18 protein-coding genes and 3 pseudogenes are annotated in these 18,579 nt (G+C 71.2%); 12 read left to right on the top strand and 9 right to left on the bottom strand.

Annotated elements, in window-relative coordinates; all coding sequences use genetic code 11:
- Window positions 1-35: 35 nt before the first annotated feature.
- Together AB0I03_RS25630 and AB0I03_RS25625 are read right to left on the bottom strand one after the other, a co-directional pair.
- Window positions 36-758 (bottom strand): (Fe-S)-binding protein, encoded by a 723-nt coding sequence (locus tag AB0I03_RS25630; RefSeq protein WP_360417098.1) that lies wholly within the window; start codon window positions 756-758, stop codon window positions 36-38.
- A 64-nt stretch (window positions 759-822) separates the two neighbouring features.
- Window positions 823-1,548, bottom strand: a complete 726-nt coding sequence (locus AB0I03_RS25625) for a GntR family transcriptional regulator (protein WP_360417096.1) — start codon at window positions 1,546-1,548, stop codon at window positions 823-825.
- Window positions 1,549-1,637: 89 nt separating this feature from the next.
- Here AB0I03_RS25625 and AB0I03_RS25620 point away from each other — a divergent pair, with 89 nt between their 5' ends.
- The 6 genes from AB0I03_RS25620 to AB0I03_RS25595 all read left to right on the top strand — a co-directional run bounded on the left by AB0I03_RS25620 (window position 1,638) and on the right by AB0I03_RS25595 (window position 6,985).
- On the top strand, window positions 1,638-2,627 hold the full coding sequence (locus AB0I03_RS25620; protein WP_360417094.1) for an aldo/keto reductase: 990 nt from the start codon (window positions 1,638-1,640) through the stop codon (window positions 2,625-2,627).
- Complete coding sequence (locus AB0I03_RS25615; protein ID WP_360417092.1) at window positions 2,624-3,475, top strand: amidohydrolase family protein; 852 nt, start codon at window positions 2,624-2,626, stop codon at window positions 3,473-3,475. Before AB0I03_RS25620 ends, AB0I03_RS25615 begins: the two co-directional genes overlap by 4 nt.
- Complete coding sequence (locus tag AB0I03_RS25610) at window positions 3,472-4,302, top strand: fumarylacetoacetate hydrolase family protein (RefSeq protein WP_360417090.1); 831 nt, start codon at window positions 3,472-3,474, stop codon at window positions 4,300-4,302. The genes AB0I03_RS25615 and AB0I03_RS25610 overlap by 4 nt, the downstream gene beginning before the upstream one ends.
- Window positions 4,299-5,588, top strand: a complete 1,290-nt coding sequence (locus tag AB0I03_RS25605) for an enolase C-terminal domain-like protein (RefSeq protein WP_360417087.1) — start codon at window positions 4,299-4,301, stop codon at window positions 5,586-5,588. The genes AB0I03_RS25610 and AB0I03_RS25605 overlap by 4 nt, the downstream gene beginning before the upstream one ends.
- Window positions 5,588-6,334: an SDR family oxidoreductase gene (locus AB0I03_RS25600; protein WP_360417085.1), complete on the top strand. Its 747-nt coding sequence runs from the start codon at window positions 5,588-5,590 to the stop codon at window positions 6,332-6,334. Before AB0I03_RS25605 ends, AB0I03_RS25600 begins: the two co-directional genes overlap by 1 nt.
- A 213-nt stretch (window positions 6,335-6,547) precedes the next feature.
- Window positions 6,548-6,985, top strand: a complete 438-nt coding sequence (locus AB0I03_RS25595) for a peptidase inhibitor family I36 protein (RefSeq protein ID WP_360417083.1) — start codon at window positions 6,548-6,550, stop codon at window positions 6,983-6,985.
- 88 nt (window positions 6,986-7,073) lie between these two features.
- On the opposite strand, the gene AB0I03_RS25590 is transcribed toward AB0I03_RS25595, so the two are convergent.
- The gene (locus AB0I03_RS25590; RefSeq protein WP_360417081.1) at window positions 7,074-8,060 is read right to left on the bottom strand and encodes a DJ-1/PfpI family protein; all 987 of its coding nucleotides are present in this window, start codon (window positions 8,058-8,060) and stop codon (window positions 7,074-7,076) included.
- A 151-nt stretch (window positions 8,061-8,211) separates the two neighbouring features.
- Between AB0I03_RS25590 and AB0I03_RS25585 the strand changes: the two genes are divergently transcribed.
- The 3 genes from AB0I03_RS25585 (at window position 8,212) to AB0I03_RS25575 (ending at window position 10,730) form a co-directional block, all read left to right on the top strand.
- Complete coding sequence (locus AB0I03_RS25585; RefSeq protein ID WP_360417079.1) at window positions 8,212-8,802, top strand: isochorismatase family protein; 591 nt, start codon at window positions 8,212-8,214, stop codon at window positions 8,800-8,802.
- Between the two features lie 157 nt (window positions 8,803-8,959).
- Window positions 8,960-9,424 (top strand): hypothetical protein, encoded by a 465-nt coding sequence (locus tag AB0I03_RS25580; protein ID WP_360417077.1) that lies wholly within the window; start codon window positions 8,960-8,962, stop codon window positions 9,422-9,424.
- A gap of 55 nt (window positions 9,425-9,479) precedes the next feature.
- The gene (locus tag AB0I03_RS25575; protein ID WP_360417075.1) at window positions 9,480-10,730 is read left to right on the top strand and encodes a hypothetical protein; all 1,251 of its coding nucleotides are present in this window, start codon (window positions 9,480-9,482) and stop codon (window positions 10,728-10,730) included.
- A gap of 24 nt (window positions 10,731-10,754) precedes the next feature.
- On the opposite strand, the gene AB0I03_RS25570 is transcribed toward AB0I03_RS25575, so the two are convergent.
- Together AB0I03_RS25570 and AB0I03_RS25565 are read right to left on the bottom strand one after the other, a co-directional pair.
- On the bottom strand, window positions 10,755-11,180 hold the full coding sequence (locus tag AB0I03_RS25570) for a hypothetical protein (protein WP_360417073.1): 426 nt from the start codon (window positions 11,178-11,180) through the stop codon (window positions 10,755-10,757).
- A 46-nt stretch (window positions 11,181-11,226) separates the two neighbouring features.
- Window positions 11,227-11,724, bottom strand: a pseudogene (locus tag AB0I03_RS25565) (hypothetical protein); the annotation flags it as partial.
- 185 nt (window positions 11,725-11,909) lie between these two features.
- Here AB0I03_RS25565 and AB0I03_RS25560 point away from each other — a divergent pair.
- Entirely contained in the window at window positions 11,910-12,620 is a 711-nt protein-coding gene (locus AB0I03_RS25560; protein ID WP_360417071.1) for a maleylpyruvate isomerase family mycothiol-dependent enzyme, read from the top strand.
- A 12-nt stretch (window positions 12,621-12,632) separates the two neighbouring features.
- Here the strand turns inward: AB0I03_RS25560 and AB0I03_RS25555 are convergent.
- Window positions 12,633-12,997 (bottom strand): annotated as a pseudogene (locus AB0I03_RS25555) (MerR family transcriptional regulator).
- A gap of 56 nt (window positions 12,998-13,053) precedes the next feature.
- On the opposite strand from AB0I03_RS25555, the gene AB0I03_RS25550 reads away from it, so the two are divergent.
- Window positions 13,054-14,199, top strand: coding sequence for an alkene reductase (locus AB0I03_RS25550; protein WP_360417069.1), 1,146 nt, complete (start codon window positions 13,054-13,056; stop codon window positions 14,197-14,199).
- 255 nt (window positions 14,200-14,454) lie between these two features.
- Window positions 14,455-15,510 carry a phosphatase PAP2 family protein gene (locus AB0I03_RS25545; protein WP_360417067.1) on the top strand — a complete coding sequence of 352 codons (1,056 nt, stop codon included), beginning with the start codon at window positions 14,455-14,457 and terminating at the stop codon, window positions 15,508-15,510.
- Here AB0I03_RS25545 and purM read toward each other — a convergent pair.
- From purM to AB0I03_RS25530, 3 genes and pseudogenes are all read right to left on the bottom strand, one after another.
- The gene (gene purM / locus AB0I03_RS25540; protein WP_360417065.1) at window positions 15,476-16,555 is read right to left on the bottom strand and encodes a phosphoribosylformylglycinamidine cyclo-ligase; all 1,080 of its coding nucleotides are present in this window, start codon (window positions 16,553-16,555) and stop codon (window positions 15,476-15,478) included. The genes AB0I03_RS25545 and purM overlap by 35 nt on opposite strands.
- A complete protein-coding gene (purF, locus tag AB0I03_RS25535) occupies window positions 16,552-18,069 on the bottom strand; it encodes an amidophosphoribosyltransferase (RefSeq protein WP_360417063.1) in 1,518 nt (505 codons plus the stop codon). Before purF ends, purM begins: the two co-directional genes overlap by 4 nt.
- A 420-nt stretch (window positions 18,070-18,489) precedes the next feature.
- Window positions 18,490-18,579 (bottom strand): annotated as a pseudogene (locus tag AB0I03_RS25530) (short-chain dehydrogenase/reductase); the annotation flags it as partial.

Here is an 18,579-nt window from a genome sequence, read left to right as displayed (position 1 = left end):
CGCGGGCTGGGCATCGGTGCTCATGGCGTCAGTGCTCATGCGGTGCTCGCGAGGATCTCGGCGTAGTGGATGGGGCGCGGGACGCGCCGCTCGGCCGCGCTTGCGGAGCGCTCGAGCCTGGAGATGCCGCCGCCGATGTGGGTGAGGCACGAGTTGTCGGCGGCGGCGAGGTACTCGGCACCGGTGGCGGCGGCGTTGCGGCATTTGTCCGCGAGCATCGCGGAGGAGACCTCGCTGTTCTTCAGGGCGAAGGTGCCGCCGAAGCCGCAGCACTGGTCGGCGGCGGGCAGGTCGACGAGCTCGATGTCCCGGACGGCGCGCAGGAGCCGCATCGGCTTGTCGCCCAGGCCGAGTGCGCGGGTGCCGTGGCAGGTGGGGTGGTAGGTGACGGTGTGGGGGAAGCGGGCGCCCACGTCGTCGGTGCCGGCGACGTCGATGAGGAACTCCGAGAGCTCGTAGACGCGCCGGCCGATCTGCGAGCCGGTGAGGTGCGGGTACTGGTCGCGGGTCATGGCGGCGCAGGAGCCGGAGGGGGTGACGATCGCGTCGTAAGGCTCGAAGACGTCTTCGAAGGCGCGGGCGAGTGTCGCGGCGTCCTTCTTGTAGCCGGAGTTGGCGTGCATCTGGCCGCAGCAGGTCTGGGCCGCGGGGAAGTCGACGTCGTAGCCGAGCCGTTCGAGGATCTGGACGACGGCCTTGGGGGCCGCAGGAAAGAGCGCGTCGTTCACGCAGGTGATGAACAGGGCTACGCGGGGCATCGCGCCCGCGTCCCTGCTCCGGTGGCCGTGAGGCCGCGCCGATCGTCTCGGGCTTGGGTTCTGGTCATCGTTTCGCCTTGGCGCGCTTGGGTTTCGGGGCCGGCTCGGTGCGGGCCGCCTCGAAGGCGGCACGGTGCCGGATGCGGGAGCGTTCGAGGTGGCGGCGCATCGCCTCCTCGGCGGCAAGCGGTTGCTTGGCAATGATAGCCTCTGCGACCGCCAGGTGCTCCACCTCGGTCTCCCCGATCGACTCGGGCTCGATGTAGGCGCGGTGGAGGTGCAGGTGCGCGTCCAGGCGGCGGATCGCCTTCGCGAGGACCGTGCTCCCGGAGTTCACGGCCACCTCGGCGTGGAACCGCGCGTCCGCCTCGGTGAACTCGAGCTGGCTGAGCTTCGCGTCCGAGTGGTATTCGGGGGTCTGCGCCAGCATGCGGAGGGTCATCGCCGAGGTCCCGAGGTCGTGCCGGTCGGTCCCCCGCTCGGCGCTGCGACGCGCAGCGAGCGGTTCCATGAGCATCCGGAGATCGAAGAGGTCCTCGAACTCGGCGATGGTCAGCAGCGGCGTGACCGTGTACCCGATCAGCGGCCGGCGCTCGAGCAGCCCTTCGGCCTCCAAGCGCGCCATGGCCTCGCGGATGGGCGTCTGCGAGATCGCCAAGTGCTTGGCGAGCCCGTCGATGCTCAGCTTCGCGCCCGGCTCGAGGATGCTCTGCAGGATCCGCGACTTCAATTCGACGTAGGCCTTGTCAGCGAGCGTCTGCCGTGTCGGCCATGCCTGTATTTCTCCCATAGGATATATCCTATAGGATATGTGTTCGAGGGCCGGGCATTGCGCCGCGGTTTTCATGAGCCACCCCATATGCCCGTGTTGGAGGACCCGTGGTCGCTGATCCGCATTCGCTCCCCTCGCGCACACTCGGCGACTCCGCCGTCGCCGTCACCGCCGTCGGGCTCGGTTGCGCGCCGCTCGCCGGGCTCTTCGCCCCCGTCGACCCGGCGGTCGCCGCCGCCACCGTCGACGCGGCCTGGGACGGCGGCATCCGGCACTTCGACACCGCCCCGCACTACGGCGCCGGACTCTCCGAGACCCGGCTCGGGAGTGCGCTCGCGAACCGGGACCGCGACGCGTTCACCCTGTCCACCAAGATGGGCCGCGTCCTGGTCGACCACGAAGGCCCCTGGGACATCTGGGGCGAGCCCAACGGGAAGGCCGCCGTCTTCGACTTCTCCTACCGCGGCGCGCACGACGCCTACCTCGGCAGCCTCGAGCGCCTCGGCACCGACCGCGTCGAGATCGGCCTCATCCACGACCCCGACGACCACCGGGCCGAGGCCCTCGCCGGGACCCACAAGGCCCTTACCGAGCTCAAAGCGGCCGGGCGCATCGGCGCCGTCGGCATCGGCATGAACTCGACCGAGGCCGCCGCCGACCTGCTGGAACAGGCCGATTTCGACGTCGCGCTCATCGCCGGGCGCTACACCCTGCTCGACCAGTCCGCCCTCGACCGGCTCTACCCCCTCTGCACCTCCCGCGGCGTGTCGGTGATCGCCGCGGGCGTGTTCAACTCCGGCATCCTCGCGGACCCCAAACCGGGCGCGCACTTCAACTACGCCGAGGCCGACCCGCGGCTCCTCGCCCGCGCCCAGGCCATCGCGGCGATCTGCGACCGGCACGACACGCCGCTGCGCGCCGCCGCCCTCCAGTTCCCCGCCGCCCACCCCGCCGTCGCGTCGATCCTCGTCGGCGCGCGCACCCCCGCAGAGGTCGACGACGCCCTCGCCATGTACGCCCACCCTGTTCCCGGCGCGCTGTGGCACGACCTCAAGCGAGCCGGGCTCCTGGCCGAGGAGGCACCCGTACCGTCATGAGCGCTCCGCAAGTGATCGACGCCCACCACCACGTCTGGACCGCCGACTACCCCTGGCTCGCCAGCGCCCCCGAGCTGGCGCCGATCCGCCGCGACTACGGCGTCGCGGACCTCCGCGCCAACCTCAAGGCCGCCGGGGTCGACCGCACGGTCCTCGTCGAGGCCGACTGGGGCCACCCGTCCGAGACCATCGAGTTCCTGCACCTCGCCGGGGCCGTGGACGAGATCGCCGGGGTCGTCGGCTTCATCGACCTCCTCGACCCGCGCCTGCCGAGCACGTTGGCGCGGTACGCGAACCACCCCCGCGCCCGCTACCTGGTGGGCCTGCGCGACCAGGTCCAGGGCCGCCCCGATCCCGGCTTCCTCGCCCGGCCCGAGGTCGTCGCCGCGCTCAGGCAGATCGCGGGCACCGTGCCCACGTTCGACCTGATCGTGCGCGTCGACCAGCTCCCGGCCGCCGCCGTGGCCGCCGCGGCCGTGCCCGAGCTCCACTTCGTGCTCGACCACCTCGGCAAGCCCCAGGTGCGCGACGGCGACGCCGGCCTCAAGGCCTGGCGCGAGGCCGTCACGCCGCTCGCCAAGCGGCCCAACGTGACCGCGAAGCTCTCCGGGCTCGTCACCGAGGCCGACTGGCGGCACTGGACCACCGATGACCTGCGGCCGTTCGTACAGGCCGCCCTCGAACTGTTCGGGCCCGACCGCCTCATGTTCGGCTCCGACTGGCCCGTCTGTGAACTGGCCGCCACCTACACCCGCGTCAAGGACGCCCTCACGGAAGTGCTGGGGCGCACCGACCCCGACGTGTTCGGCGGCACCGCCGCCCGGACCTACCAGCTAGGAGAGCAATGAAGTACCTGCGCATCGGCCTGCCCGGCTACGAGACCCCCGTGGCGCTCTCGGACGGCAAGTACTACGACCTCTCGGGCCCCATCGGCGACATCGACGGGGCGTTCCTACAGCGCGGCGGCATCGCCACGACTGCGGGCTTCCCGGAGATCGACATCGCGGGCGAGCGCATCGCCCCACCGATCGCCAAGCCCTCAGCGATCGTGTGCATCGGCATGAACTACGCGGCGCACTGCGCCGAGTCCGGCGCCGAGCCGCCCGCCGAGCCCGTCGTGTTCTACAAGCACCCCAACACGATCGTCGGCCCCGAAGACGACGTGGAGATCCCCCGCGGGTCGACCCGCACCGACTGGGAGGTCGAGCTCGGAGTCGTCCTCAACAAGCGCGTGTCCTATCTGGAGTCCGAAGCGGAGGCCCTCGACTGCATCGCCGGGTTCGTGGTCGCCAACGACCTCTCCGAGCGGGAGTTCCAGATCGAGCGCTCCGGCGGCCAGTTCTCGAAGGGCAAGGCCTGCCCGACGTTCACGCCGCTCGGCCCGTACCTGGTCACCCCCGACGAGATCGAGGACGTGCAGGCACTGCGCATGTGGTCCAAGGTGAACGGCGAGATCCGCCAGGACTCGAACTCCAAAGACATGATCTTCTCCGTGGCCCGCATCATCCACCACATGTCCCAGTTCATGGCCTTCGACCCGGGCGACCTGCTGCTCACCGGCACCCCCGAGGGCGTCGCGCTCTCCGGCCGCTTCCCCTACCTCAAGGCCGGGGACGTCGTGTCCGTCGGCATCGAAGGCCTGGGGCACACCGAGAACCCGACGGTGCAGGCGTGACGATCACCGCCGTGGACGTGCTCGACGTCCGCTTCCCCACCTCGCGGAGCCTCGACGGCTCGGACGCGATGAACCCGGACCCCGACTACTCGGCCGCGTACGTCGTGCTCCACACCGACAGCGGGCACGAGGGGCACGGGTTCACGTTCACCATCGGGCGCGGCAACGACATCTGCTGCGCCGCCATCGAAACGCTCAGCGAGTACGTGATCGGCGCCGAGGTCTCCGGCCCCGCGGATCTCGCGGCCCTGTACCAGCGCCTCACCCACGATTCGCAGATCCGCTGGCTCGGCCCCGAGAAGGGCGTCATGCACCTCGCGGCCGCCGCGCTGGTGAACGCCGCCTGGGACCTCGCCGCGCGCCGCGCCGGGCTGCCGTTGTGGCGGTACCTCTCCGGGCTGAGTCCGGAGGAGGTCGTCGCGTGCATCGACTGGCGGTACCTCTCCGACGCGCTCACTCCCGATGAGGCCCTGGCGCTCCTGCGCGAGGCCGAGCCGGGCAAGGCCGAGCGGATCGCCGAGATCGAGCGGGACGGCTACCCGGCGTACACCACCTCGCCCGGCTGGCTCGGCTACGACGACGCGAAGGTCGTGCGCCTGGCCCGCGAAGCGGTCGCGCAGGGCTACCGGCAGATCAAGCTCAAGGTCGGCGCGGACCTGGAGGACGACCGCCGCCGCTTCGCCGCCGCCCGGTCGGCCGTCGGCCCCGGCATCCGGATCGCGGTCGACGCGAACCAGCGCTGGGACGTGGACCAGGCCGTGGAGTGGGTGAAGGCCCTCGCCGAGTTCGACCCGTGGTGGATCGAGGAGCCCACGAGCCCTGACGACGTGCTCGGCCACGCCGCGATCCGGGAGCGCCTGGCGCCCATCAAGGTCGCGACCGGCGAGCACGTGCACAACCGGGTCATGTTCAAGCAGCTCCTGCAGGCGGGCGCGATCGACTTCCTGCAGCTCGACGCCGCGCGCGTCGCCGGGGTCAACGAGAACCTCGCGATCCTGCTGCTGGCCCGCAAGTTCGACGTGCCGGTGTGCCCGCACGCGGGCGGCGTGGGCCTGTGCGAGCTGGTCTGCCACCTGTCCATGTTCGACTACACCTCGGTGAGTGCGACCATGGAGGACCGCGTGATCGAGTACGTGGACCACCTGCACGAGCACTTCACCGCACCCACCGTGATCGAGGACGGCCGCTACCGGGCCCCGACCGAACCGGGCTTCTCCGCCGAGATGAAGCGGGACAGCCTGGTCCGGTTCTCCTACCCGCACGGTCCTGAATGGAGGAGCAACTGATGAGCGGTACCAACGGCTTCGAGGGCCTCACCGCCGTGATCTCCGGAGGCGCGTCCGGCATCGGCGCCGCCGCCGCGGACGCGTTCGCCGCGCGCGGCGCGAACGTGGCGGTGCTCGACCTCAACGAGAGCGGCAAGCACTGGTCCCACAAGTGCGACGTGTCCGACGACAACCAGGTCCGCCTGGCCGTCGCCGCCGTCAAGGCGCACTTCGGGGGCGTCGACATCGTGGTGAACAACGCCGGGATCGGCGCGGTCGGCACCGTGGAGGAGAACTCCGACAAGCAGTGGTTCCGCGTGCTCGACGTGAACCTCCTCGGCATGGTGCGCCTCTCACGCGCGTGCCTGCCGCACCTGCGCGACTCCAAGGCCCCGGCGATCGTGAACACCACCTCGATCGCCGCGCTGACCGGGCTCGTCAAGCGCGCCCTGTACTCGGCGTCGAAGGGCGCGGTGCACTCGCTGACGCTCGCGATGGCCGCCGACCATGTGGGCGAAGGGATCCGCGTCAACTGCGTCAGCCCCGGCACGGCCGACACGCCGTGGGTGCAGCGCCTCCTCGAACAGGCGGAGGACCCGGCCGCCGAGCGCGCCCGCCTGGAGGCCCGCCAGCCCACGGGGCGCCTCGTCAGCCCCGAGGAGGTCGCGGCCGCGATCGTCTACCTCGCCGACCCGCAGAACAAATCCCTCACCGGCACCAGCCTCGCCGTGGACGGCGGCCTCGCGGGTCTGCGCATCGTCCGCTAGCCCGCGCGGTCCGGTACGAAGCCAGGGTAATGCGAAAACGCTGCCGGGCGATCGGTTGTCCGACGGGGTCGAAAAGGGAGGAGGTTCACGGACGGCATCCTTCGTCACACCTCGGTGCGTCTTCCCTGCATGCGGATCACGACGAACCAGTCGCGACCGCGTCGAGCACGGGAGATCGCGGCGCGGCAGCGCCGCACGGCGAAAGGTACGCACATGGGCAGCGAGAAGATCGCTTCGATGAAGCACCGTTTCAAGTCCGGTGCGGCGACCGCATGTGCCGCGGTGATCGCGGGGCTCGCCCTGACCGCCGGTCCGGCACAGGCCGAAGGGGAGGTCGGCGCCGAGTTCTACGCCGGCGGCTGCTCCTCGGGCTACGTCTGCGGCTGGGCGAACTCCGGCTACGGCGGCGACAAGCTGGTCAACTGGCGGGTCGGCGGCGTCGGCTCCACCTACGAGATCGGCAGGAGCGGCGACAACAAGACCTCCTCGATCTCGAACGAGTCGAGCCGGTCGCTGCGCCTCTACGCGAACGACGGCGCCACCGGGGCCTACTTCTGCCTCGGCCCGGGCGACGACGTCCGCAACCTGAGCAGCCTCGAACCGAGCCGCAACGACTGGATCGAGAGCATCCGCGTCGTCTCCACCTGCTAAGGGCCGCAAACGCACGCGCGAACACGCCGGCGGACGGGTCGCGGGACCCGTCCGCCGGTCCCGTCTGTGCCGCAGGCGAAGCGGCGGCTCAGGTGAGCCGGAAGCGGTCGCGGTAGGCCGTCGGGGTCGTGTCGAGAACCCGGCGGAACGCCCGGACCAGGGTGTCCGTCGTGCCGAAGCCGCACGCGGTGGCGACCCGGTCCAGCGTGTCGTCAGTGGTCTCCAGCCGGTTCCGGGCCGCCTCGACGCGGGCCGACTCGATGTACGCGCGCGGCGTCATCCCCAACTCGGACTTGAAGATCCGGGTGAGCTGGCGTTCGCTCACATGCGCCTCGGCGGCCAGCCCTGCGACCGAGAGCGGCTCGTCCAGATGCCGGGTGATGTAGTGGCGCAACACGTCCACGCGCCGCGTGGTCGAGACGGGCGCGAGGGAGACGCTGAACTGGCTCTGGCCGCTCGGCCGCTTCAGGAACATGACGAGCTGCCGGGCGACCCGCAGCGCCAGCTCCTCCCCGAAGTCGTCCGCGACCAGCGCCAAGGAGAGGTCGAGGCAGGCGGTGAGTCCCGCCCCGGTCCAGATGTCGCCGTCACGGATGAAGATCGGGTCCGCGTCCACGTCGACCTCCGGGTGGTCGGCGGCGAGCTGCGCGGCGGTCGACCAGTGCGTCGTGGCGCGGCGGCCCTCGAGCAGCCCCGCGGCGGCCAGGACGTGGGCGCCGACGCAGACCGAGGCGAGGCGGCGCGTGCGTCCCGCCAAGCGGCGCACCCATGCGACGACGACGGGATCGGCGATCGCGCGGACCCGCTTCGCGTCGTCGAGTTCGACCGAGCCCGGCACGATGAGCGTGTCGATGGAGCGCCGCGCCACCTCGTCGAAGGTCGCGTCCGGCAGCACCCGGACCCCGGCCGAGGTCCGCACCGGGTCCATGGTCTCGGCGGCGAGCACGACCTCGTAGCCGCTGTCGGCGCCGAGCTCGCGGCGGAGCAGCGCGAACACCTCCGGCGGTCCGGTGACGTCGAGCAGGTCGATGCGGTCGAAGAGCACGACCACGACCAGTCGCTTGGCGGGATGCACGGATCCTCCGTCCGGCGGCGGCGAGGGCGTCGCAGAGGCATGTCGGTTTCTGCATCTTAGCGGTCATTGCCGACATCCGCGAATCGTCGTAGCGTTGGCCCAGGCCGCTCCGGCGGCCCCGGAACCCATATCTACCAGGAGGAACACCACCATGCCCTCATCGACTCTTCGCCAGCTCGGCCGCGCTGACGAGACCCCCGCCGCGCTCGCCGGCTCGACCCTGATCCTCGTCGACTACCAGAACACGTACACGCGCGGCGTGCTGGAGCTGACCGGATGGCGGCCCGCGCTCGACAACGCCGCCGCGCTCCTCGCCGCCGCCCGCGAGGCCGGCACCACGATCATCCACGTGCAGCACGACGGCGGCCCCGGCAGCGACTACGACATCAGCGCCGACAACGGCGCGATCCACCCCGCGGTCGCCCCCGCCGAAGGCGAGGCCGTCGTGGTCAAGGGCGCCCCGAACGCGTTCGTGGGCACCGAGCTCGGCGAACTCGTCGACGCCGCCGGGAACACCGACGTGATCGTCGTCGGGTTCATGACCCACATGTGCGTCACCTTCACCGCCGAGGGCGCGGCCCTGCGCGGCAACCGCCCCACGGTCGTGGCCGACGCCTGCGCGAGCCGCCCGCTCGCCACGGCCGTCGCCGAGGTCAGCGCCGAGCAGCTCCACCACAGCGCCCTGGCCACGATCGCCGACGCCTACGGTGTCGTCGTCCCCACCGCCGCCGACCTCAAGTAGCGCTCGCCCGCGCCGCATCGGCACGTCAGCGCGCGGTCGTCCGGTTCGTCGCCGCCGATCTGAAGCAGCGCTCGCCGGTATCGCCACGGGTGCGGCGCCACCTCGATACCGTCGATGCTGCCGACGGACCCGCCGGCGCGGCGAAGGGACGACGACCATGCCACTGCCCCGGATCGAGCAGCTCGAAGCGGCGTTCGGGCGTCTGCCCGCGCCGCGGCGGCTCGCGCTCGCCGCCGAGCACCTGGAGTGGACCGTCGCGAACTTCGCCGCGCCGATCGCCGACCTGACCACGCGCAGCCTGGTCCGCCGGGCGGCGGACGCGGTGCGCGCGGCGGTCGACGCCGGCGCGGCCATCACCCCCGCGCCGCCCGGGTTCATCGACGAGCTGGACGCGGCCCTGGACGACTCGTGCGAGCCCGGCGGGTTCGACCTCCTCATCAGCTACTACCTGTGCTTCGACGAGCTGGCACTCGAACTGCGGCCCGACCGGCTCGTCACGATCCTCGACCACTGCCGCGAAGCGGACTCCCAGCGCCACGACCACGACTCGGACGGCGAATCGCGCCGAGAAGCCGTCGCCGCGTACCAGCGGGACCTGCTGCGCCGCCACCTCAGGGAGTGACCTCGCACGGCGTTCGGGGGGACCGCTCCCGCCTGAACGCTGCCATGCTTGAGGGATGGTCTCACCTCTCGCCCTGTGGCTCTCCGCGCACCGGCGCCGCCGGTGGTGCGGCGACCCTTCCAAGATCCCGACGCACCTCGACGACGTCCTCGCGGCGCTGCCGCCCCTGCGAGCCGCCTTCGACGCGCCCCCGACGCATATCCGCGAGGGCCGCTGGGAAGACGGCTCCAGTTGGCGCATCCGGTCGCCGCGTCCGTACGTCCGCGTGTTCGTCTTCCTCTCTCCAGCGGAATGGTGCGCCGCCGAGGTGTGGTCCCGGATGCCGCTGCCGTGCCCGGTGGCGATCCCGGTGCCGCCCGGGCGAAGCAGGTCGTACCCGGACACGGACCTTCCTCCTGCACTCGCGGAGCCCCCCGACGGGCTGTCGCGATTCGAAGGCGTCTACGACTGGTCGTCGCAGCCGATCCAGCGAGTGCACGAATGGCTCGACGCGGCCGCCGCGTACCTGACGCGGCAGCGGGCGATCCTCGCCGATCTCGCCGACTGGGCCGCCGAGGCCGCACTGCTCGACCCCCGCAAGGCCGGCCACGCCGGGCGCATCGCACGGGCCGTTCCGGAGCAGCGCCGCGCCATGGAACGGCTTGCCGAGGCTAGCGCCGCCTATCGGCCAGTGCTGGACGACGTGCGGATCAAGGTCCCCAAGAGCGATCCGGACCCCGTGGTCAAGCCCCAAGTCGTCCTGGGGAACTGGGCGCGCAGGCAGACCTGGCTGGTCGTCAAGGACCCGGACCGCGACCGCATGATCGTCTGCCGCGAGACCGAGTTCCCGCAGCATGAGCTCTCCAAGAACTACTGGGCGCCGATGGAGGCGACGATCGGCGGTGTCACGCACCGGCTCGCGCGCTTGACCGAGCTGCCCGCGGCGCACTTGGCCGAGCGGACCGATGACGCCCCCGCGCCCGAGGCCCTCGAAGTGGTCTGGGACGAGCGCTCGATCGCGTTGTGCGACCGCGAGATCGCCGGACTCTGGTCCCGCATGGACGCGGAGCACGATCTGCCCGGTGACTTCGCATCGGTGTGGCAGGCGTACTCCGGCTACGACTACCGATCGGTGGTCGCCCGCAGCCGCGAGGGCACGCGGCAGGTGCCCCGTGCCGTCGAAAGCACAGTGCCGAGGCGCCGCAACCGGTACGGAACAAGTGGAGGCGGTGGGGACGGCGGGTTCGCCGGCGCTGTCGGCGCGTGTTCGGGCGGAGGCGGCTGCGGTGGCGGTGGCGGTGGCGGCGGTTGCGGGGGCGGTTGCTGAGCCGCCGCCCGGTGCGTTGCGGCCTCAGTGCTCGCAGCCGGGGCCGCCGTGGCGGCCCGGCGCCGTCCACAGCTCCAGGTCGACCGCGAACCCCAAGGCGCCGATCGCATCTGCGGTGACCGAGGGCGGTTCCGCGGCGACCGGCGCGGCCGGGTCGTCGTCGGGCATGTGGTGGATGAAGCGGCCCGCGACGCGATCGCAGAACGCCGCGTACTCCTTGGTGTACAACAGGAACGTGTGCCAGCCGAGGTCCACCTCCGGCGAGGGGGCGAGCGGCTTCGCGGAGCCGGCGCACGTGAAGAGGAATGCCAAGGCCTGATCGAGAATCCTTTCGGCCCTGGCCTTGTCGCATTCGTAGTCGAGCACGATCCGGCGGCACAACCGGTCGAACAGGGCCGGGTCGATCAACTCCCGGCCCGTCTGCACGCGGGGGCGGCGCTTGAGGAACATCTGGTCTCCAGGAGTGGCGGGTACTCCTCCACGGTAAAGGACGGCCACCTGGGGCGGAAGGCCTTGCGGCGGTGTCCTTCTCGGCGATGGCCGCCGCGACTTCCTTGACGGCGCCGCGGATGAGGTCGCCGTACGGGCCTTCGGGGAGCGCCGGGGCGGTCCGCTCGGCCGCGTCGATGTGGGCCTGCGCGGCGGCGAAGGACGCCAGGCGGCGGTAGTCGTCGGCGAGGTTGAGGTGGAGCGAGGGGTAGAAGCCCGCGAGCTCGAGCCCGGCGTGATGCGCCTGCACGCGATCGTTCGTGGCGGCGTCGGCGGCGTCGAGGGCGCGGACGTCCCAGGCGAGGGCCTGCGCGGTGTCGTCCTGGAGGTCGGCCATGGAGTGGGCGAGCGTGCAGCGGTGGAGCGGGTCGCCGGTGACGCCGATCCGGTCCCAGAGCTCGGCCAAGCGCGCCCGGGCGGCGGCGCGGCCGCCGTTCTGGCCTTCCATGACGGCCCGGCCGATGGCGTCCATGATCGGGTCGGATGCGCCCGGTGCTTCGCTCATCCGCCCATCATCCGCGACCGGTACGACATTCGCCCCCGCCGCTTCGACCGCGCCACACCGCCGGAGCCGTTATACCGTTCCGCTGCAAGGGAATTGCTGCCTCTGCACCGCCGATAAACGGCACCGCTCAGCAGCCGAGGACCTGGAGGGAGCGACGGGTCACACTCGCGGATAGGCTTGGGAGCATGGATGCTGCGTCGTTTCTCCGCCATTTCCGGCGCGAGCTCGACGCGTTCGGGGCCTGCCTGGCCGGTGGTGACCTGGACGCGCCGATCGAGCACGGGGACGAGGACCGGACCCTCGCCGAGCTCGCCGCACACGTGGGCACGGCGAACCTGTTCGCCGCCGCGGCCGTCACCGACTGGGACGGCAGGTCCGAACCGCCCGACGAGTCCCCGCCGAAGGTCCCCGAGGACCCGTACGAGCTGACCCGCTGGGTCGACGGCACCGGCGAGGCGCTGCTCATGGCGCTCGACATCGACCCGGCCGCGCCCGCGTGGGGCTACTACACGCCGCCGACCGCCGGGTACTGGCAGCGGTCGCGCTCGGTCGCGATGATGCTGCACCGGTGGGATGCCGAACGGGCCGTGGGCGAAGCGGGCCCGCTCGACCCCGAGCTGGCGTGCGAAGGGATCTCGGAGGTCTTCGACGTGCTGGCGCCCAGGCAGATCGGGCGCGGCAAGGCCTGGCCGCCGGACGTGTGCATCCGCCTGGAGGCGAGCGACACCGGCGACTGGTGGGTGTTCGGCCCGGGTGAACCGGTGGCCGACATCGCGGGCACCGCAGGCGACCTCCTGCTCCTGCTGCGCGGCAGGCGGACCCCGGCCGACGACGTGTTCCGGTGGACCGGCGACCGCAACGCCGCCCTGGCAGTCCTCAAGGGCCCCTTGACCTGAGCGCGGTCGGCGCTACACCCGGCTCGGCGCGGCCGCCTCGATGACCTCGTCGAGGATCTCGCGGGTGCGCTGCAGGTCGGCGATGGCGCGGTCGATGCGCTCGCGCTCGGCCGTGAGGTCCGCCGCGAGGGAGGCCGTGGCCGCCTCGTTCGGGCCCCGTCGTGGTCGCGCATGCACGGCAGGATGCTGTCGATGACGCGGCTGTTCAGCCCCGCCGCGTACAGCACCTGGATCCGGATCACCCGGTCGACCGCGCGCTCGGCGTACTCCCGGTGCCCGCCCGGAGTACGGTCGGACTCCAGCAGCCCCTGCTCCTCGTAGTACCGCAGCGACCTGACGCTGACGCCCGTGCGGCGGGCGAGTTCGCCGATGCGCATGGCGTACCCCACAATTCCTTGAACCTGACATTGGTGTTAGGTTCTACGGTACCGGCATGACGAACGAAACCGCACCTTCCCGCACCGCGGCCCAGCGCCTCTTCGCACCCGCCCGCCTCGGCGCCCTCGACCTGCCGAACCGCGTGGTCATGCCCCCGATGAGCCGCAACCGCGCGGCCGCCGGCGGCGTCCCCACGCCCCTCATGGCCGAGTACTACGCGCAGCGCGCCGGCGCGGGCCTCATCGTCGCCGAGGCCAGCTCGCCCAACCAGGTCGGCTACACCTACCCCGGCGTCCCCGGCCTCTTCACCGACTCCCAAGTGGACGGATGGCGGCTGGTCGCCGACGCGGTCCACGCCGCGGGCGGCCGCATCTTCCTCCAGATCGAGCACGGGGGCCGCATCGGCCACCCCGACACCAGCGGCCTGATCCCGTTGGCGCCCTCCGCGATCGCGCTGCCCGGCTACATCCACACCCCGCACGGCCACGGCGAACCGCCCGTCCCGCGCGAGATGAGCGAGGCCGACCTCCTCGACACGCTCGCCGACTTCACCGCCGCCGCCCGCAACGCGATCCGCGCCGGCGCCGACGGCGTCGAAGTCCACGCCGCCAACGGCTACCTGCTCAACCAGTTCCTCGCCACCAGCACCAACCACCGCACCGACGAGTACGGCGGCTCGGTCGCGGGCCGCATCAAGTTCGTCGTCGAGGTCGTCCAGGCGGTGGCCGCCGCCATCGGCCCCGAACGCACCGGCCTGCGCCTCTCACCCGGCAACCCGCACAACGGGATCGAAGTGGACGATGCCGACGCGCTCTTCCCGGCCCTGCTCGACGCCCTCGCGCCGCTCGGCCTCGCCTACCTCCACCTCGCCTACGCCTCGCCCACGCCGCTGTTCGCGACGCTCCGCGAGCACTGGCGGGGCGTCCTCATCGCCAACCCCTCGAATCCCGAGGCGCCCGAATCGGATCCGCTCCCCGCCGACGGCGGCCTGGCCGCCGCGCAGCGCATCCTGGACGCGGGCGCGGACCTGGTCGCCATCGGCCGTCCGTTCATCGCCAACCCGGACCTGGTCGAGCGGCTGCGCACCGGCGCGCCGGTCAATCCGCTGCGCACCGACCTGCCGCTCTACGGCGGCGGCGCGGCAGGCTACACCGACTATCCTGTGATGGCCGCTTCCGACACGCGCGCCGTTTCCGCTTGAGCCGCAGGCGATGCCGGTCACACCTTCGGTCACGGTCCCGTATCGGTGGAACGTGACCGGTATCGCGGACTATCGGCGCAGCTCAATCAGGCTGCGTCCCAAACCACACCATATATACCGACCTGATAACAAATTCGGTCCAGTTCGGGTGTGGCGGCATCAAAATTCACTTTCGCAGGCGAACATCCATCTATGCCTTCTGAATCGAACCGGCCTGCGACCGCGCGCAGGAGCGCGGGGATCACGGACCGAGGTGTGACTGTCCGTGACGATGCGTTCGTCGGACAGATCATCACACCGCTGCGCCGCTACATCCCCGTGGGCTGGTTCGACTGGGAACCGTACGGGAAGCGGCCCAAGAGCTGGTGGCCCGACCTCTTCATGTTCCTCGGGTTCCTCGCGCTCGCGTTCTTCGTGAGCTACCCGTCGTGGCTCGTGCGGCTCGACTGGGAGATCCGGGTGTGGGCCGCGGACGCGAACGACCTGGAGTGGCTCGCGAACGTCGCCAAGGGCGGGGCCGAGTTCGGCCAGGCCCGCACGGTGGCGACCGTGACGCTGCTCATCGCCATCTGGTGCGCGCTCCGCTCGCGGTCGATCCGGCCGCTGCTGATGTACGTCATCTCGTTCATCACCCTGGCGAGCATCCTCGGCATGAAGCACCTCCTGGGCCGCCCGCTCTCGCAGCACCCGTACGCGCTGCGGGAGGTCTCCCCCGACGGGCCGCTGCTCTTCACGTACCACTCCGAGGGCGGCGGACCGAACATCGCCGACGCCACCGCGTTCCCCTCAGGGCACGCGGTGAACTCGGTCCTGCTGTTCGGCCTCATCGTGATGCTCATCGGCCACGTCATCCCCGCATGGGCGCGCTGGACGCTCCTGCTGGCCCCGCCGGCGATCGTGTTCAGCTCGCAGATCTTCCTGGGCCAGCACTGGTTCTCGGACGAGCCGGCCGGGTTCCTGCTGGGCCTCATCATCATCCGCAGCGCCAAGCGCGTGCCGTGGCACACGATCCCGCTCGGGCCGCTGTCGGTGTTCGACCCCGCGACGCGGCGCACGATCCTGATCTCGGTGCTGCTCATCCTCGGCGTCATGCTCACGCCGACCCTGCACCTGGTCCCGGCGCTCATCAGTGCCGCGGTGCTGCCCACGCTCGGCCTGATCTGGCTGTGGCTCAGCACCAAGGCGAAGCAGCACCGGGACGCGCTCGAAGCGGCCGAGGCCGAAGCCTCGACCGCAGGTCAAGCGGATGCGGATGCCGGAGGGGATCCGGAGATCCCTAGCCAGCCGTCAGATACGCGCCCGAGAGCTTGACGCCGGCGTCGCCCGCGGCGATCTCACCGATGGTCCAGGCCTCGACGTGGCGGGCGGTGAGCACCGCCAGCGACCGGTCGACCTGGTCGGGGGCGACGATGGCGACCATGCCGATGCCCATGTTGAAGGTCCGCTCCATCTCCTCGTCGCCGATGCCGCCGATGCGCTGGACGACGTCGAACACGGGGTTCGGCGTCCAGGTGCCGCGGTCGACCTCGATCTGGAGGCCCTCGGGGACCGAGCGCACGAGGTTCCCGGCGATGCCGCCGCCGGTGATGTGCGCGAAGGCGTGCACGTCGCACTCCTTGGCGAGCTCGAGGCAGTCCTTGGCGTAGATGTGGGTCGGGGTCAGCAGCTCCTCGCCGAGGGTCCGCTGGTTGCCGAACTCGGGCACCACGGTGCCCAGGTCCATCTTGCCGACGCCGAACAGGGCCTCGCGCACGAGCGAGAAGCCGTTGGAGTGGACGCCGGAGGCGCGCATGGCGATCGCGACGTCGCCGGGCTTGACGCGCTCGGGGCCGAGCAGCTGGTCGGCCTCGACGACGCCCACGCCGGTGGCGGAGATGTCGTAGTCGTCGGGCTTCATGACGCCCGGGTGCTCGGCGATCTCGCCGCCGATGAGCGCGCAGCCGGCGTAGCGGCAGCCGTCCGCGATGCCGCCACCGATGGCGGCGATCTTCTCCGGCACGACCTGGCCGGTGGCGATGTAGTCGAGGAGGAACAGCGGCTCGGCGCCGCACACGACGAGGTCGTCGACGACCATCGCGACCAGGTCGATGCCGACCGTGTCGTGGATGTCCATCTTCTGGGCGATCACGAGCTTCGTGCCGACGCCGTCCGTGGAAGAGGCGAGCAGCGGCTTCTTGTACTTCTCGGTGTCGAGCGCGAACAGCCCGGCGAACCCGCCGATGCCGCCGACCACTTCGGGCCGGACGGTCTTCTTGATGAGGGGCTTGAGGGCGTCGACCGCCCGGTCGCCGGCGTCGATGTCGACGCCCGCGGACTGGTAGGAGATTTTCCTCGGAGTGGTGGTGCCGCTGCTCACGCTGTGGTCCCTTCCCGCACTTGCGTGCTCGCTTCGGTCGATCGCTGGACGCCCGGCTTCGCTGCCTGCGGCGCTTCCATGAGGTGCTTGCCGATCAGATCGGAAGCGGGCAGTTCGATGGGGTAGTGGCCGTCGAAGCAGGCCATGCAGAGGCGGGACGCGGGCTGCTCGGTGGCGCGGACGAGGCCGTCCATCGAGACGTACCCGAGCGAGTCGGCGCCGATCTGGGCGCGGATCCCGTCGGTGTCGAGCGCCCCGGCGATGAGCTCGGCGCGGGTGGCGAAGTCGATGCCGTAGAAGCACGGCCACTTGACCGGCGGCGCGGAGATGCGGATGTGGACCTCGACCGCGCCCGCTTCGCGGAGCATCCGGACGAGGGCGCGCTGGGTGTTGCCGCGCACGATCGTGTCGTCGACGATGACCAGGCGCTTGCCCTTGATCTGGTCGACGAGCGGGTTGAGCTTCAGGCGGATGCCCAACTGCCGCAGCGACTGCGAAGGCTGGATGAAGGTGCGGCCCACGTACTGGTTCTTGGTGAAGCCCTGGCCGTAGGGGATCCCGGACTCCTCGGCGAACCCGATCGCGGCCGGAATGCCGGACTCGGGGACGCCGATCACGAGGTCCGCCTCCACCGGGAACTCGCGGGCGAGGGTGCGGCCGACCTCGACGCGGGTGGCGTAGACGTTGCGCCCGGCCAGCTTCGTGTCGGGGCGGGCGAGGTAGACGTACTCGAACAGGCAGCCCTTGGGCTCGGGGTTCGCGAAGCGGGTGGAGCGCAGGCCGTGCTCGTCGATGGTGAGCAGCTCGCCGGGCTCGACCTCGCGCACGAAGTGGGCGCCGATCGTGTCGAGCGCGGCGGTCTCGGACGCGACGGCCCACCCGGAGGCGAGGCGGCCGAGGACGAGCGGGTGCACGCCCTGCGGGTCGCGGGCGGCGTACAGCGTGTTCTCGTCCATGAAGACCAGGCAGAACGCGCCGCGCAGCTGCGGGAGCACGCGCTCGGCCGCGGCGGCCACGGACTCGTCCGGGTGCGCCGCCAGGAGCGCGGTGATGAGGTGCGTGTCGGAGGTGGTGGTGCCCATGTCGATGCCCAGGCGGTCGACCTCTTTGACGAGGTCGGCGGTGTTCACCAGGTTGCCGTTGTGCGCCAAGGCGATCGCGGTGCCCGTGGTCGTGGACCGGATGGTCGGCTGGGAGTTCTCCCAGGTGGGGGCACCGGTGGTGGAGTAGCGGGCGTGGCCGATGGCCAGGTGGCCCTGGAGGGGCGCGAGCGTGGACTCGTCGAAGACCTGGGCGACCAGGCCGAGGTCCTTGTAGACGACGGTGCGCGCGCCGTCGGAGACGGCGATGCCCGCGGCTTCCTGGCCGCGGTGCTGGAGCGCGTAGAGCCCGAAGTAAGTGAGTTTCGAGACCTCTTCCCCGGGGGCCCAGATGCCGACGACGCCGCAGGCGTCGCGGGGGCCGGGATTGTCGGGATCGAGTTCCGTGGTGAGTCGACCGTCACCTCGGGCCACTGCAACTCCTCAGTTTGCTGGGCTGTTTCGATGGCTTACGAGCTGCGCCACCTGAATACACCGATGGCCTGCCAGCTTCGCCATCCGGCGGAACCGCCGCTCTCAGTCTATCGGACCTGCGGGAAGTCGCCACCGTCCAACGACGGCGGGTGTGGGCCGTACCCCTCGATGAAGAGGTGAAACTCACCGCATAACGGCCTAGGGGGCCAGAACCGACCCGCAGGCTCACCCGTACGCGCCGGTACGTGAATGCGGTCACGCACCGGACGGCCTTGCCCGCGAACGGCGAAACAGCGATCCTGAAGCCTCCCGCGTCCGGGCACTGCGACCCCGGCGACATCGGCCTGTTCGAACAGCGCGGTGTCGTACCCCGATGCGACTCTTGATACCGGGGGCCCACCGGGGCACCGCGACCTTGGTGTCGAAGACGGCCTGGTCCTCGGCGATCGAGCGTTCCTCCGCGGCCCCCGCAGTGCCGACGCCGGCGTTGTTGACCAGGACGTCGAGCCT

The organism is Glycomyces sp. NPDC021274 (assembly GCF_040641195.1).
Taxonomy (GTDB): domain Bacteria; phylum Actinomycetota; class Actinomycetes; order Mycobacteriales; family Micromonosporaceae; genus Glycomyces.
Note: the sequence above shows the minus strand (reverse complement) of the source record. Positions and strands in the feature narration are given on the sequence as shown.